The 15582-nt window shown below is 42.4% G+C and carries 15 protein-coding genes and 1 tRNA gene; 9 read left to right on the forward strand and 7 right to left on the reverse strand.

The window, feature by feature from the left end; translation table 11 throughout:
* On the reverse strand, positions 1-1004 hold a 1004-nt coding region (gene epmB, locus LVY74_RS10870), incomplete at its 3' end, for an EF-P beta-lysylation protein EpmB (protein WP_237815066.1).
* A gap of 70 nt (positions 1005-1074) precedes the next feature.
* Here epmB and efp point away from each other — a divergent pair.
* From efp to LVY74_RS10905, 7 genes are all read left to right on the forward strand, one after another.
* On the forward strand, positions 1075-1644 hold the full coding sequence (gene efp, locus LVY74_RS10875; RefSeq protein WP_111892509.1) for an elongation factor P: 570 nt from the start codon (positions 1075-1077) through the stop codon (positions 1642-1644).
* A gap of 299 nt (positions 1645-1943) precedes the next feature.
* The gene (locus LVY74_RS10880; protein ID WP_237815067.1) at positions 1944-4031 is read left to right on the forward strand and encodes a carbon starvation CstA family protein; all 2088 of its coding nucleotides are present in this window, start codon (positions 1944-1946) and stop codon (positions 4029-4031) included.
* 2 nt (positions 4032-4033) lie between these two features.
* A complete protein-coding gene (locus LVY74_RS10885; RefSeq protein ID WP_237815068.1) occupies positions 4034-4336 on the forward strand; it encodes a YbdD/YjiX family protein in 303 nt (100 codons plus the stop codon).
* 85 nt (positions 4337-4421) lie between these two features.
* On the forward strand, positions 4422-5375 hold the full coding sequence (locus LVY74_RS10890; RefSeq protein ID WP_237815069.1) for an AAA family ATPase: 954 nt from the start codon (positions 4422-4424) through the stop codon (positions 5373-5375).
* Between the two features lie 107 nt (positions 5376-5482).
* On the forward strand, positions 5483-6391 hold the full coding sequence (locus LVY74_RS10895) for a DUF58 domain-containing protein (RefSeq protein WP_237815070.1): 909 nt from the start codon (positions 5483-5485) through the stop codon (positions 6389-6391).
* 2 nt (positions 6392-6393) lie between these two features.
* A complete protein-coding gene (locus tag LVY74_RS10900; protein WP_237815071.1) occupies positions 6394-8403 on the forward strand; it encodes a transglutaminase family protein in 2010 nt (669 codons plus the stop codon).
* Between the two features lie 28 nt (positions 8404-8431).
* Positions 8432-8508: transfer RNA gene (locus tag LVY74_RS10905), tRNA-Val, on the forward strand.
* Positions 8509-8664: 156 nt separating this feature from the next.
* On the opposite strand, the gene LVY74_RS10910 is transcribed toward LVY74_RS10905, so the two are convergent.
* Positions 8665-9306 (reverse strand): alanyl-tRNA editing protein, encoded by a 642-nt coding sequence (locus LVY74_RS10910; RefSeq protein WP_237815072.1) that lies wholly within the window; start codon positions 9304-9306, stop codon positions 8665-8667.
* 87 nt (positions 9307-9393) lie between these two features.
* On the opposite strand from LVY74_RS10910, the gene LVY74_RS10915 reads away from it, so the two are divergent.
* Positions 9394-10347 carry a LysR family transcriptional regulator gene (locus LVY74_RS10915; protein ID WP_237815073.1) on the forward strand — a complete coding sequence of 318 codons (954 nt, stop codon included), beginning with the start codon at positions 9394-9396 and terminating at the stop codon, positions 10345-10347.
* A 110-nt stretch (positions 10348-10457) separates the two neighbouring features.
* Entirely contained in the window at positions 10458-10751 is a 294-nt protein-coding gene (locus LVY74_RS10920; protein ID WP_237815074.1) for a hypothetical protein, read from the forward strand.
* A gap of 7 nt (positions 10752-10758) precedes the next feature.
* Here LVY74_RS10920 and LVY74_RS10925 read toward each other — a convergent pair whose 3' ends face one another.
* The 5 genes from LVY74_RS10925 to ttdA all read right to left on the reverse strand — a co-directional run bounded on the left by LVY74_RS10925 (position 10759) and on the right by ttdA (position 15552).
* Entirely contained in the window at positions 10759-12054 is a 1296-nt protein-coding gene (locus LVY74_RS10925) for an NAD(P)/FAD-dependent oxidoreductase (RefSeq protein WP_237815075.1), read from the reverse strand.
* A 77-nt stretch (positions 12055-12131) separates the two neighbouring features.
* A complete protein-coding gene (locus LVY74_RS10930) occupies positions 12132-12554 on the reverse strand; it encodes a Rid family hydrolase (protein ID WP_237815076.1) in 423 nt (140 codons plus the stop codon).
* Between the two features lie 82 nt (positions 12555-12636).
* Positions 12637-13776 (reverse strand): tyramine oxidase subunit B, encoded by a 1140-nt coding sequence (locus LVY74_RS10935; protein WP_237815077.1) that lies wholly within the window; start codon positions 13774-13776, stop codon positions 12637-12639.
* Positions 13777-14047: 271 nt separating this feature from the next.
* Positions 14048-14656, reverse strand: a complete 609-nt coding sequence (gene ttdB / locus LVY74_RS10940; protein ID WP_111892459.1) for a L(+)-tartrate dehydratase subunit beta — start codon at positions 14654-14656, stop codon at positions 14048-14050.
* Positions 14653-15552, reverse strand: coding sequence for a L(+)-tartrate dehydratase subunit alpha (ttdA, locus tag LVY74_RS10945; protein ID WP_237815078.1), 900 nt, complete (start codon positions 15550-15552; stop codon positions 14653-14655). Before ttdA ends, ttdB begins: the two co-directional genes overlap by 4 nt.
* Positions 15553-15582 lie beyond the last annotated feature (30 nt).

A 15582-nucleotide genomic window follows, 5' to 3' on the forward strand; every position in this document is an offset into this window, starting at 1 on the left:
GTTCCATATAAGGGGGTTTTATTTTTTTCCCCTGCAATTTCCCTGACTAGTTTGGGGACTAAGTATCCGGGTAGTCTTGCAAGTAGTTCTGTGTAAATTTGATCAATAGACGTTGTTGGCAAATCAAAATGATGAGCCCCTTTGACCTTGTCTAAAACGTGTAAATAATAAGGCATTACTCTTGCATCCAATAGCCGATAACTGAGAGCAGCAAGTTGCTCAACAGAGTCATTAACTCCTTTTAATAATACTGCTTGATTGAGAACTGTGACTCGATTTTCAGTTAATCTCTGTAACTGCTTCGCAGTATATTCGTCAATTTCAGATGCATGGTTGGAGTGTACCACTAGTATAATATGTAGCCTACTGTTTTTTAATAAAGAAATAAATTCTTCATCAATGCGATCAGGAATGACAATAGGAATTCGTGAATGGATTCTGAGCATTTTTAGCTGGGGTAAGCTCTCTAAACGCTCAATCCAAAGTGCTAGTTTTTTGTTGGTTAAGGTGAGGGGGTCACCACCACTGAGAATGACTTCATTAATATCGGGATGATCCAGTAAATACTGTTTGATCTGAATCCAATCCTCATTTTTAGGTAAGTTTTCTTGATAAGGAAAGTGGCGACGGAAGCAGTAACGACAATGAACTGCACATGCACCTGTTAAAGTGAGTAAAAAGCGGGATTGATATTTGTGTAAAACACCAGGAAGTTGATTGGCTTGTTCTTCACCTAGCGGGTCAGTAACAAAACCTTCGTGGTCTTCTAATTCGAGATGATGAGGGAGAACTTGTAACAAAAGTGGGTCAAATGGGTCACCAACGTTCATTTTTCCGACGAACGCACGGGGAATACGCAATTTAAACTTTTCAGAAGCTAGGATTGCCCCTGATAATAATTGATCTGCTGAGAGTTGTAGAGTGTCGAGCAATTCTTTTGGATCAGTAATTAGATCACTGAGTTGAGTTTTCCAGTTTTGCTCTCGGTACAAATAGTTTATCATGCCACGTGTTAAAAATAATGCTAGTCTAGCATTAATCAGTTTAAGTTAGTAAGTTTGGAGTGTGCCAGTCATGGCCAATTATTCTACAAATGAGTTTAAGCAAGGCTTAAAAGTCATGCTTGATAGCAACCCATGTTCAATCATGGAAAATGAATATGTAAAACCAGGTAAAGGTCAGGCATTTAACCGTGTTAAATTACGTAACCTTAAAACTGGTAAAGTATTAGAAAAAACTTTTAAATCTGGTGACTCTTTAGAAGCTGCTGACATCGTAGAAGTAGAAATGGACTACTTATACAACGATGGTGAAATGTGGCACTTCATGGATCCAGAATCTTTTGAACAGATCGCTGCAGACAAAACTGCAATGGGCGATGCTGCAAAATGGTTAAAAGACGATTCAAACGAAAAATGTTCAGTGATGTTGTTCAATGGCGTTCCATTGACAGTCAGCGCACCAAACTTCGTAGTTTTGAAAATTGTTGAAACTGATCCAGGTGTTAAAGGCGACACAGCGGGTACAGGTGGTAAGCCAGCGAAACTTGAAACAGGTGCAGTTGTACGTGTTCCATTATTCGTTCAGCAAGAAGAAAGCATTCGTGTAGATACTCGTACTGGCGATTATTTAGAGCGTGCATAATAGCGAAATAATCCGCTATGATTGAAGGGGTGAACATGTTCATCCCTTTTTTTATTCCAAAGTCGTAGATCAAAATAATAATATGGGGTGTACAGTCACAGGGAATTGTAATTACTTTGCTTGGTATTAATGGATATTTCACATAAAATAAAATTCTAAAATAAGAAAAATGCATAAATTTCAGTTGATTTAAAAGAAATGTGCTTGGTTCTATTAAAATGAATTTTAAAATTTTTATGGAAATATTGATTAATTATGCAAAGTAAGCACTGTTGATCGTAAAACAGGCGAGGACTAGCATGGATCGTTATCAACATTCAAATCGAGCATCATTTACTTCTAAAATTTTATGGGTACTTGTGGCCATTGTTGGCGCAGTATCTTTTGCAATGCTTGCACTTCATCGTGGAGAACATATTAATGCTGTCTGGTTGGTACTGGCAGCTTTATGTGTTTATAGCATTGCATATCGTTTCTATAGTCTATTTATCTCCAAAAATATTTTTGAATTAGATTCTAAGCGTCTAACACCAGCTTATCGTCTTGCTGATGGTCTAGATTATGTTCCAACCAACAAATATGTACTGTATGGACACCATTTTGCTGCCATCGCAGGGGCAGGTCCATTGGTTGGGCCAATTCTTGCGGCACAAATGGGGTATTTGCCAGGCACAATTTGGTTGCTGGTGGGTGTGGTGCTGGCAGGTGCTGTCCAAGATTTTCTTGTGCTTTTTATTTCGGTACGCCGTGATGGTCGTTCATTGGGTGAAATGGCAAAACAGGAGCTTGGTTCATTTGCGGGTATCATTGTCATGCTGGGCACACTGGGTGTGATGATTATTATCTTGGCAGTATTGGCATTGGTGGTTGTAAAAGCATTGACCAATAGTCCATGGGGCGTATTTAGTATTGCCATGACGATTCCGATTGCACTGTTTATGGGAATTTACATGCGTTTTATCCGCCCGGGAAAAATTGCAGAAGTTTCCGTGATTGGTTTTATCTTGATGATGATGGCAATCGTCTATGGGGGAGATGTTGCACAGCATCCTTATTGGGGACCAATTTTTACCTTAACTGGAACAGAGTTAACTTGGTGCTTGGTAACGTATGGTTTTATTGCTTCGGTTTTACCTGTTTGGTTGCTACTCGCACCGCGTGATTATTTATCAACATTTTTGAAGATCGGTGTGATTGCTGGTTTAGCTGTTGGTATTGTGATTGCGATGCCTGATCTAAAAATGCCTGCAATGACCCATTTTGTAGATGGTACTGGCCCTGTATTTGCGGGCGGTTTATTTCCATTTTTATTTATCACCATTGCTTGTGGTGCTATTTCTGGTTTTCATGCTTTGGTATCAAGCGGTACAACACCAAAACTCATTGAAAATGAAAGCCATATCCGCATGATCGGTTATGGTGGCATGTTGACAGAGTCCTTTGTTGCAATCATGGCTTTGATTTGTGCAACAGTACTTGAACCTGGCGTGTATTTTGCGATTAATTCACCTGCTGCATTGATTGGGGTTGATGCGCAAAGTGCATCTGAGGCGATTCGTACCTTAGGATTTGTGGTGACCCCTGAGTCCTTAACATTGCTTGCGCAAGAAGTGGGTGAGCATTCAATTCTTTCTCGTGCAGGTGGTGCGCCAACATTTGCAATTGGTATGGCACATATTCTGTCTGAGATTTTTAATAATCGTTCTATGATGGCATTTTGGTATCACTTTGCGATTTTATTTGAAGCATTATTTATTTTAACCGCAGTCGATGCGGGAACACGTGCTTGCCGTTTTATGGTGCAAGATGCAGTTGGAATCGTGATTCCTGCTGTGAAAGAATCACGCTCTTTCGTTGGAAACTTGATTGGAACAGGGGTTGCGGTTGCAGGATGGGGCTATTTTGTCTACCAAGGCGTAGTGGATCCGTTGGGGGGGATTAACTCACTTTGGCCACTCTTTGGGATTGGTAACCAAATGTTAGCTGCGATGGCATTAACTTTAGGTACAGTCATTCTATTTAAGATGAAGAAAGAAAAATATGTTTGGGTCACCATTTTACCAACGATTTTCTTGGTTGTGACGTCGATGGTTGCAGGCTGGCAGAAAATCTTCCATACCAACCCAAAAATTGGATTCTTGGCGCAGGCAAATAAATTTTCTGATGCAATCGCACGTGATGAAGTACTAAAACCAGCAAAATCACTTGCAGAAATGCATACCATTGTATTGTCGAATCAGATTAATGCGGCATTATGTGCATTCTTTATGATTGTACTTGTAGTCATGATTATTGCATCAATTGGGGTTGTACGCCGTGCTTTGGCAAGCCCGAAACCTACGGTAAATGAAGCGCCTGCTGAATATGCCAAAGTTGCAGGGGAATGAGTATGAAACTTAAATTTGCCGCACAGGGTACAACTGTTGTTGCTAAAATTATTAAGATGACCATTTTGTCACAGAAAAATCTGATTCTATCTCCAAAAAACTGGTCAAAAATTGCAACACTTTGGCAGCGATTGCAGCAGAGTTTTCGATTGATGGTGGGTGTGCCTGATTATGCAACTTATTTGGAGCACATGCGCCAGCATCATCCTGATTTAACGCCTATGGATGTCAAAACGTTTTATCGACATTGTGTTGATGTGCGTTATCCATCAGGAAAAGCAGGTTTGAAAAAGTGTCCATGCTAATGCTGTGTGCTGACTAATCTTTGAATAATCGGTAAAACGGTGTATGTTAGAACATGCACCGTTTTTATTTTTTAGGCACTTATTTATGTGGGAAACCAATAAAAAACAACAAGCTGAAAATGAAACCTCAATTCAAAGTCAGATCACTACATTTTTCCCGCAAATTGCCCAGTTTTTGCAGGAAATTAATAAAATTATTTTAGATAAATCTCAACAAACTGAGTTGGCGCTGACTGCATTGCTTGCAGGTGGGCATGTGCTCTTTGAAGATTTACCCGGTTTGGGGAAAACGACTTTATCTCATGCTTTGGCAAAATTAACAGGTTTGAGTTTTAACCGCATTCAATTTACCAATGATATGTTGGCTAGCGATGTTATTGGTATCAATTTATTTAATCAAAAAATCCAGCAATTTGAGTTTAAGCAAGGGCCAATTTTTACTCAGATTTTACTGGCAGATGAAATTAATCGAAGTAGCCCAAAAACCCAAAGTGCCTTGCTTGAAGCGATGGAAGAGGGCGGTGTTAGTTTGGATGCTGTACATTATCGCCTGCCGCAGCCTTTTTGGGTGGTTGCAACACAAAATCCACTGTTCCAAAGTGGCACATACGCTTTACCTGAATCTCAGTTAGACCGTTTTTTAATGCGCTTGTCATTGGGCTATCCATCGCGTTCAGCAGAACGTGCGTTATTAACTGATCCTAGTCGCCAAAGCTTGTTGTCGAAGTTGCCAGAGGTGTTTTCTTCTCAAGATTTATTGGTTTTGCAGCAGCTACGTCAGCATGTGACGGTCAGTGACGCCGTTTTAGACTATATTTTAGATTTGGCAGAAAAAACCAGAGCTGGTTTACAAGGTTTATCAACACGTGGTGTGATTGCTTTGAAAAATGCAACGCAAGCATATGCTTTAGTACAACAGCGTACTTTTACGACTACAGATGATGTACAGGCTGTTTTTGTTGCAGTTGCAGCGCATCGTATTGGTTTAAGTGAACTTGAAACACAACAGCTCATGCAAAGAGTGCCTGTGAGCTATTAAGTATTAAAAACAATCGTGCTTTTCTATGGGTTGACTTTCTATAAAAAGTAGAACGAATTTCAAAACAGAATGGCAAAAAGTAAAGAGCAATATAAAAAGGATCATAGGTGCGTCAGAAAATTTTAGCGTGGATGAGTCAACGCTTTCAAATGCAAACTGCCAAGAAGATTAAGCAGCGTGATATTTTAGTCTTCTTGCATCGTGATGGCATTTTATATGGCGTACTGATTGTTCTTACTTTTATTGCAGGGATCAATTATGCCAATAATTTGGTATTGAGCTTATGTTTTTTGGTGAGTGCTTTACTTGCCATGAGTTTTTATTTGGCATTTAAACAATTGCATGGTCTGAACATCGAATTGTTGAGCGATGATGATGTTGGGCAGGTCAATCAACCGTTTATTTTAAGATTGCGATTACATCAAACGAAAGCGACACCCAGATTTTTAAGAATCCAGATAGAAGAGCAAATCCTCTGTATTCTGATGAAAGAAGTGAGCCAAGATGTCCAAATCATCTTGCATCCACAACATCGTGGGCTTTATCCATTACCTCGCTGTCGCATTATGGCGACCTATCCTTTTGGTGTTGTACGCGCTTGGACGTATCTGTATTTTCAGCATCAGGTCTGGATTGCGCCACAACCTGTGACGCTTGCAGGTGAAAGTAAACTGAGTCATCAGCATCAACAGCAAAGTTTAGAAGAATTTCATGATTTGCGTAATTATGTAGAGGGTGACACCTTACAGCGTGTTTCATGGAAGCATGTTGCACGTGATCAAGGTTGGTTTGTGAAGCGTTTTGAACAAGAGCCGAATGCCCAAATTCAAATGATTGAATATGCCAAAATGCCAAGTGCTATGCATGAAGTGCGCTTATCGATGATGATGGCAATGGTTGATCAATGTGAGCAAGAAAAACGAGCTTATGGCATGTTATTGCCACATGCGGAATTAAGTGTTGGCTCAGGTGTTCGTCAGTATCAGCAAGCGAAAAAGCTTTTAGCGCAGGCATAAATATGAATAAACAAATTCAGCTTTTGGTCTTGGGGGTTTTACTGGTGATCTTGGTTGCGCAAATTGCATTTGCGCCTATCAGTTTGCTGGTTGGATATGCTGTGATTTGGCTGGCTGCACTACGTATGTTTTGGAGCAAACGTTCACTGGTTTTGCCTGTCGTATTGCGTGGAGGTTTTGTTGTTCTAGGCTTGGGGTGTATTTATTTACAGTATCGAACATTTTTCGGTATAGATGCTGGAGTTTCATTTCTAAGCTTATGTTTATATGGCAAGGCATTGGAAAGTAAAGATAAGCGCGATGCTTTAGTGAGTTTTAACTTTGCTTTGTTTGTATTCGCAAGTTTATTCTTACATAGTCAAGCATTTTATATGGCCGTTCTGATTTTCATTGGCGTGATAATTTCATTACTTGGGCTGTATGCAATTCAAAAGGCAGATTTCACAGAACATACCTTGCCTGATAAAAAAGAATTATGGGCAGATACATTACATATTTTTAAAGCGATTGCATTTGCAATGCCATTTTTTATGGTGCTTTTTTTATTTTTCCCTAGATTTCCACCACTTTGGTATATTCCATTACCTGACCAAAATAAAGCGGTCACAGGCGTAACAGACCAACTTTCATTAGGAGATATTGCTGAGCTGTCACAATCTAATGCACTGGCATTTCGGATTGTTTTACCTGTATCTCAGTTGCCACCGCGTTCAGCATTATATTGGCGTGGCATGGTGTTAGATGATTTTGATGGGCAGAAATGGCGAAGCAGTGAAGTAAATCAACAATGGCTCTTTGATCAGGCTGTACCAATAGCCAATGCACGGCATTTTAATTATATCTATTTACAAGCTGATCCTGAGCAGCGTTGGATTATGGGCTTAGAACATTCTATTCCTATGAGTGGGCGTTATGTGTTGCGACAAGATGGAAGTATTATTGCACGCCGTCCTGTACAAACTACTCAACCTATTGCGCTGACATGGATTTCAGCAAGCTCACCAAATGCAGATTTACCAAATTATATCCGACAGATTAATTTGCGATTACCTGAAACAGATCCACGGAGTAAGGCATTAGCGCAACAATTATATAATGAAAGTGGACAGCAGCCTGAACAATATATTCAATCTGTATTACGTTGGTATCGAGAGAATAAATTTAGCTACAGTTTAAGCCCTGGACGATTACAGGGTGATCGTGTTGATCAATTTTTATTTCAGACACGTGTCGGTTTCTGTGAGCATTTTGCATCTAGCTTTGTGGTACTTATGCGTGCTGCGGGTATTCCAGCACGCGTTGTTGTTGGTTATCAGGGGGGGCAATCCGCGCCTGATCATCAAAGTTGGGAAGTTCGTCAGCTTGACGCCCATGCATGGACTGAGGTTTGGGTAAATCGGCACTGGCAAAGAATAGATCCAACAGCTTTAGTTGCTCCACAACGTATTGATGATGGTATGCAGAATTATTTAAATGAAATACGTCAACAGACCAATACAACTTTCTTGACGAATCAGCGTTTGTCATTCATGAATAAATTGCGTGTTTGGAGTGATTATGCGAGTTATCAATGGCAAAGTAAGGTGGTTGGATATGATGTTGAGCAACAACGTAGCTGGTTAAAGCAATGGGGGATCAACTCACAAGCCAAACTACTTTGGATATTGGTTGTGACAATACTGAGTTTATTACTGCTATATATAGCGATCATTCTATGGAGAAACCGAGTACAACGTACACCCTATGAGCAAATAATTTATAAATTTAATCAGACACTTGATTCAAGTTTACAAAAACAGTCTGCGGAAACATTTCAAAAATGGATGTTGCGTTTAAGCCAACAATTAAATATTGAGCAGCAGTCAGTTTTTCATCGTGTCGTTTTGATTCAGCAGCAGCTCGTTTTTCAGCAAAAACAGCAGGTTGATTCTCAAATTTGGTTGGAGTTTTCTTCTTTGCTTAAAGAGTGTTCGATTGTTTTGAAAAAACATAGAAATGACTTGTCACGTTAATTAAATCTGAATATCATACAGGCACTTTAGGCGTATAGCTCAGTTGGTTAGAGCGCTACGTTGACATCGTAGAGGTCTCCAGTTCGAGTCTGGATATGCCTACCAAGATAAAACAAGGGTTTACAAGTAATTTCAATAGCTTGTAAGCCCTTTTTTAATTGCTGTAATTTTTTGTTTTTCGCAAAACTTGCATAAATTTGAATAAATAATCAATAATTTTCACCAATAAAAATCCCTAAACACAGGTTAGGGATTTTTATTTCATGCAGCTTTAGGCTCAACCGTATAATTGACAGTTAACTTTCCTTTTTTAAGTTGGACTTTTTCAATCTGAATCTGTTCAATTTCAGCTAAATTGCTGACGTGTGTGCCACCACAAGGAAAAGCAGGGAATTCACCAAAACTCACTTCACGAAAACCATTTGCATTTTGTTTTACAGTGGTGATGAGACCTGCTGACACATGCTCATTACACCATTTTTCCAGTTCTGGCAGTTCGATGGTTTGTGCCTGTTCGAGTGGTACAAACTGGACTTTGGCATCATCGACCCAATGTTGTGCCTTAACTGGCTGCCAGCCTTTTTGTTGCAAGACATGCCCGATCAAATGCCCAGCCGAATGCAATCGACTATAGAGTTGACGTTTCTCTACATCTACACATGCTTGCGCCTGACCTAATGCAATTGCTTCCGCACAAGTATGCACAATTTCACCATCTTGCAGGGCGACATGCGTCACTGCAACTTGGTTAATCGAACCAACATCACTCGGTTGTCCACCCCCTTGAGGATGAAAAGGCGTAGCTGACAGACGCACCTGATAGCTGCCTTTGCCATCTGCTTCACAACTTAATACCTCAACCTGACTTTGAGTGACTCCAGATAAGTACAATGCTTTAGTCATGTTCGTCTCCAAGAAAAATCGAACTGGCATTGTATTATGGTCTTTGAGTGTTGATAATTCGGTTTAAAACCAAATGACTTTTGCCTGATGAGCACAAATCAAAGCCTATATTTACTGCAAGAAATGGCGACTTTTGTCAAAGTCGTGGAAACAGGCAGTTTCTCGGAAACCGCGCGACAACTTGGAACAACACCTTCGGCGATTAGTCGGGCAATTTCACGTCTGGAAAAAGCCTTGGCAACACGCCTGTTACAGCGCACCACGCGTAAACTGCGTTTAAGTGAAAGTGGAGAACAGGTTTATCTGCATTGCCAAGAAATGCTGAATGCCGCACAAGCAGTTATGCAAAGTTCTGGGCAGTTTGATGCTGAACCACAAGGCACAGTTCGCATCAGTGTGCCGAAAGCTGTTGGGCATTTTTTGCTGCATCCTTATATGCCTGAGTTTTTGCAGCGTTATCCCAAAATTAATATCGAAATGCTGCTTGAAGATCGCTATGTTGATTTGATTGATGATGACATTGATCTGGCAATTCGAATCACCAATCAGCCGCCATTGGGCTTGATGGGGCGAAAGCTGATTGAGATAGATCATTTGATTTGTGCCACACCTGAATATTTACAGCAACATGGCACACCTCAACATCCACGCGATTTAAAACAGCATCAGTGTATTTATTTGGGCGAACAGCCTAGTGATTCGAAGTGGAAATTTCAGCGCGGGCAGCAAACAGTCAGCATTGCAGTACAGGGGCGTTATGCTGCCAATCATACGGGCATTCGTCTAGATGCTGCCTTACAACATTTGGGAATTGCCAGTCTGCCGTATTTTGTGGCACGGCAAGCACTTGATCGTGGAGCATTGCAACAGGTTTTAGCCGAGTGGCAGTTTAAAACTTACTATAGCGGGGCAGCATGGTTACTGTATTCCGCCACACGCCATGTTCCACCAAAACTTAGTGTATTGATTCAGTTTTTGGCAGAAAAACTGGCACAAGAACCGACTTTATATCGTAAAAATCCAGCTTTGTCTGATGAATAGCAAAAGGAAAACTTTCTGAAAATATTTTATAGATTATCCAAAATTAAAATATTGATTTGTATAAAATAGAGCAATGCTAAATCATAAAAAATTATTGGGGAAATTAAAGAATGCGGAAATTATGTGCAGCTTTTTTGCTTTGTCTATCGAGTACAGCGTTTGCGATAGAGGGAACAGATTCATTCTATGCACCATCGGGCGCGATTGTGCGTATTGGCGATACCCAAAGTGAATTTTTAAATAAAATGCAAGGGAGATTAACGCAGCCCACACAGACCACCTTTCGGGATCGGCGTGGGCGGACACATTATGCTTTGGTTTATAGCTTTAAACTGGAAATGATGATTTACAAGGTATTCATTTCAGGTGGGCAGATTGTGGAAATTCAGTCCGATTATTCTTAATCAAGACTTAGCTAAAACGCTCGAAACGATATGGGCTTGGGTCAATAATTGGGGAATGCCCAGAAATCAGGTCTGCTGCCAGTTGCCCTGCCGCAGGTGATGTACCAAAGCCATGCCCTGAAAAACCTGTGGCAACATGCAGCCCTGGAATTTGCGCGACAGGGCCAATTACAGGGTTGGAGTCTGGAGTGACATCGATCACGCCTGCCCAAGCATCTTCAATTTGAGCGTGTTTAAAGGCTGGCCAAGCCGCTGTTAAATTGTGCATCGCTTCACTGTTTAGAGCGGGATTGGCGTGGGGATCCATGGTGCGAATACGTTCAAACGGAGAAACACTTTGATTGTTCCAACGGCGAGATAGCGCCAAATCCTGAAAGAAATATTTACCCAGTGAAATGCGTAAGAAACTGCGCTGCCCCCGAAGCTGTGACATGTAGCGTGTGCCGATCAGCAGATGATCTAGAGTCAAAGGCGCATCCAGTGCACCACGTTGGGTAATAATAAATCCGCCATCTTTGTGTTTACGGAATGAAAAGTCAGGCGCACCGACTGCAATATCAGTTGGGCCTTGCATCGGTTTGGTTCGTAGTACTGAACAGATCAATGGCAGCGTTGGTAGAGTAATGCCGAGATTGCCCAAGAAACGACGTGACCATAAACCACCCGCCAACAGCACTTGCTCACAGGCGATTTCACCTTTTTCAGTCATGACACCGCTGACTTTACCCGCTTGGGTCACTAAGCCACGAACGGCACAATTTTCGATAATGATTGCACCTTTAGCCATGGCTGCTTTGGCAATTGCACTAGAGGCTAAGGTTGGTTCAGCACGACCATCGGACTGAGTAAAAATACCGCCCGCCCAGTTGCCCTGACCATGGGGCACCATCTGCTGGATTTCTTTGGCACTGAGTAAACGCGAATCCAGTTCAAGGTGTTGTACTGATTTGAGCCAGTTTTCATGCATTGCCATTTGGGTTTCATTGCGTGCAATAAACATGATGCCCGCCTGACGATAGCCAACATCTGTCCCGACACGTTCAGGCATTTCTTTCCACAGTCGGTCAGAGGCTTGTGCCAGTGGAATATCATCTGCCAAGCGACTGGTTTTGCGTACCCAGCCCAAGTTGCGTGAAGATTGTTCACCTGCAATGCGTCCTTTTTCCAAGACCACCACAGGAATATTGCGTTCAGCCAAGGTCAGTGCCGCAGTTAAACCTACGATGCCGCCACCAATAATCACAACCGTGGTTGCAGATGGAAAATTTGCTGAAGTTTGCACAGGCATAATCGCTGGAGCCATCACTACATCCTTAACAGGTCAATATCCTGACCTTGAATCTGAAAACTAAACAATAAAACAATCAAGCAGATGCAGGCTTATAGCGCGACAGTCAGCTCTTCAACTTCGGCCTGTGCAGCACCGCGAAATGCAGTGACTTCCAGTTCCATTTTATAAACGGTAGAACCGAGTGGCGGGCAAGTCACCGTCGTGGCAGGGTTAATGCCACGGAATTTCTCACCAACAATTCCCATCACAGTTTCAGTATCAGCAGGGTCTTGGATAAAAACGCGCGAAAACACCACATCGGCAAGGCTTGAATTGACAGCCGCTAATGCTTGTTCAACATTGGCAAAGACTTGCAAAGTTTGCTCAGTTAAATCTTCAGAAATTTCTTTGGTCTGAGGATTACGTCCTGCCGTATTTGATACAAATATCCAGTTATCTACCGAAACTAAACGCGAATAGCTGGCTTTTTCTTCAAATTTTGAACCTGTTTTGAGTTTGACAATCTTGGTCATGGGATTACCTATTTTGAAAATATGGGAAGACAAAAAGATGCTTGGCGAGAAGGGCAAGGGCAGCACCTTCTCGCAAGAGGAATTAACGTAAAGTTGGGGTGTCCCAAAGGTTTAATTTGACACCAATGCCTTGTTCAACGGCATTGCGATACACTACAGTTGCCCATGCCACATCTTCAACTGGCATACCACCGACCGACATAATGATAATTTCGTCATCATTCTTACGCCCTCGAGCTTCACCGACAATCATCTTGCCGATGTCTTCAAGCTGCTCATGCTGCATTTTGCCTTCGGCAATCATGTCCATGAAACGCACGCCAATGAGAGGAATAGTTTTGTGGGCAGGTTTTGGCACTTCTTCGTACCATGCTTCGTACATGCCAAGATTGTCGACCACTTTACGCACGTCAGCTTGTTCCATACCTTCATCAATATTACAGAGTGCAGGCATCGCAAGGAATGCACCTGCTTTAACCCATTCGCGTTTCACGATTGGGTAAGTGTCTGGATCGCCCACTTCGCCTGAGTTGCAGTAACTGACGATGTCTGAATCACGTACCAAGGCTTCGATGCTGTCGACGATTTCAATGTTGGTAATTTGTGGATAGTTGGCTTTGACCCAATTCACAAATTCATCAATACTTTTTTGACCGCGACCTTTAATTTTGATGGTGTCGATTTGTGGGCACACGGCAATAAATGCCGCAACGGAAGTACGACCCATCACCCCAGGACCAAGTAAACCAATCACTTTAGAATCTTTACGTGCCAAGTAACGTGCACCAACACCCGGAATCGCACCAGTACGATAAGCCGACAGCAAGTTGGCAGACATATGCGCTAAAGGTGCACCTGTCACCACATCATTCAGAGTGAACATTAGGATCGAACGTGGTAAACCTTTTTGACGGTTTTCAATGTTGGAGCAGTACCATTTCACCCCAGCCGTACCAAAGCTACCACCGAGGTAAGCAGGCATTGCCATTAAACGGCGGTCTGCGGTCGGTTTTGGCATGGTCGAAAAAGGCGAGTTTTCTGGGAATGTCACCATAGCGCCGTGTGAGTCGCTATTTGGACCTGCCATGCGATAGTCGCCTTTATACAATAGACCAAACATTTCCTCCATCGTATCCACGCAAGCGGGCATATCGGTGACGCCTGCTTGGATCATGTCCTGTTCAGAAAGATAAAGAAAATCAATTTTTGTGTCGTAGACCATGTTACCTCACCTCTAAAACCTGTATTTGCGCTAAACCGTTGAATTCACCTCTGTGATTGCGAGATTTTTATGACAAATACTTTGGCATCCTTTTGTATTAACAAGAATTATTAAAAATTTTGTTAATTTTCAAATACATTGTGAGGTGTAATATAGGTGAAACAATTCATGGTGCCTATCGTTCGCGAGGATGATTTTTGGAGGAAATTAGGCGGCTAGAAAGAGCAAAGCGGTATCTGCTGAATGGGCAGCAGATACCGAGAAAAGCAGATTATTGAATAAAACCAAGCTGTTTGCTGATTCTGTCCAAAACTGGTTTTTTCTTGGCTTGGAAGACGGTTTTATTGTCCTGAATCAGGTTATTACCGTGGGTATCAATCGAAATGATCAGTGGACCAAAGACTTTGACACGGTTAATCCATAAAGTTTCAGGCATGCCTAGATCTTGCCATTCAGCGCCTTCAATTTCTTCTACCAGTGTGGCAGCCAGTACCGCGCAACCCCCTGGGAAAATGGCATGTACAGCTTTATGTTCCTGACAGCCTGCGGCAGTTTCAGGCCCCATACCGCCTTTACCCACGATCAGTTTGACCCCAGTTTTGGCAATAAATTCGCGCTCGAATTTTTCCATACGCATACTGGTGGTTGGGCCAATGGAGACCATTTCAAAACGATCATCATCTATTTTACGGACAATTGGACCAGCATGGAAAATTGCGCCACCTTCCAAGTTCACTGGCAGTTCACGCCCTTGTTCAATCAGACGACGATGGGCAACGTCACGGCAGGTGACCAAACGACCAGTTAGGTACACGACATCACCGACTTTAAGATCCGCTAAATCTTCATCACGAATTGGGGTTGTCAGGATTTTTTTCATAGTACAACTCCTTCATGTGACAGGATTTCATAAGACATGTCTGGGTGAATGCGGATTTTGCCACGGCGATGCGCCCAGCAACCTGTATTGACTGCAACGCCAATCGTGGATGGATGACGGGCAGAAGATTCAATATTGACGCCCATCACGCTATTGTTGCCCGTTAAGCCTTGAGGTCCAATGCCAATTTCATTCAGACCTTGTTCTAGTAACTCTTCCATCAGTGCAGCACGTGGGTTATCACTTTTTGAATCGACTGGACGCATGATCGCAAGTTTAGACAGACGTGCCGCAGTTTCCACCGAGGTCGATACCCCAACCCCAACCAAAAGTGGTGGGCAGGCATTCACACCACGCTCGGTAATCACATCCATGACAAATTCTGCAACACCTTCATAACCTTGCCCTGGCATCAGGACTTTGGCAGCACCCGGAAGGGTACAGCCACCACCCGCCATGTAGACATCAATGGTGCAGGTGTCGACTTCTGGGACAATACGCCAGTCCAACCAAGGAATTTGAGTGCCTGTGTTAGTGCCTGTATTTTTTTCATCGAAGGTTTCGACGGCATTGTGACGCAAAGGACCTTTACGGGTGGCTTCAGCCGTCGCTTCCTGCAAAATTTCCTGTAATTCACCCAGTAATGGGAAATGTGCGCCTGCTTCTACAAAGTACTGAATCACGCCTGTGTCTTGGCAGCTTGGTCGATCCAGTTTGTCTGCGGCTTGTTGGTTGGCATCCATCGAGTCATAAATTGATTTAGCGAGCGGATTGGTTTCCAGTGTACGCAGCTCGATCAATTTTTTGTTGACATCTTTCGGTAAGCGTTTGCCAATATAGGCTGTGAATTTCGCCATAGTGTCCGTAAGGGACTGGATGGCAAGCTGTTTGTCCATAAGATACTCCTTTGACAAATCTAAAAATGA

This window comes from Acinetobacter sp. ME22 (genome assembly GCF_022012315.1).
In the GTDB taxonomy this organism is placed as follows: Bacteria; Pseudomonadota; Gammaproteobacteria; order Pseudomonadales; family Moraxellaceae; genus Acinetobacter; species Acinetobacter brisouii_A.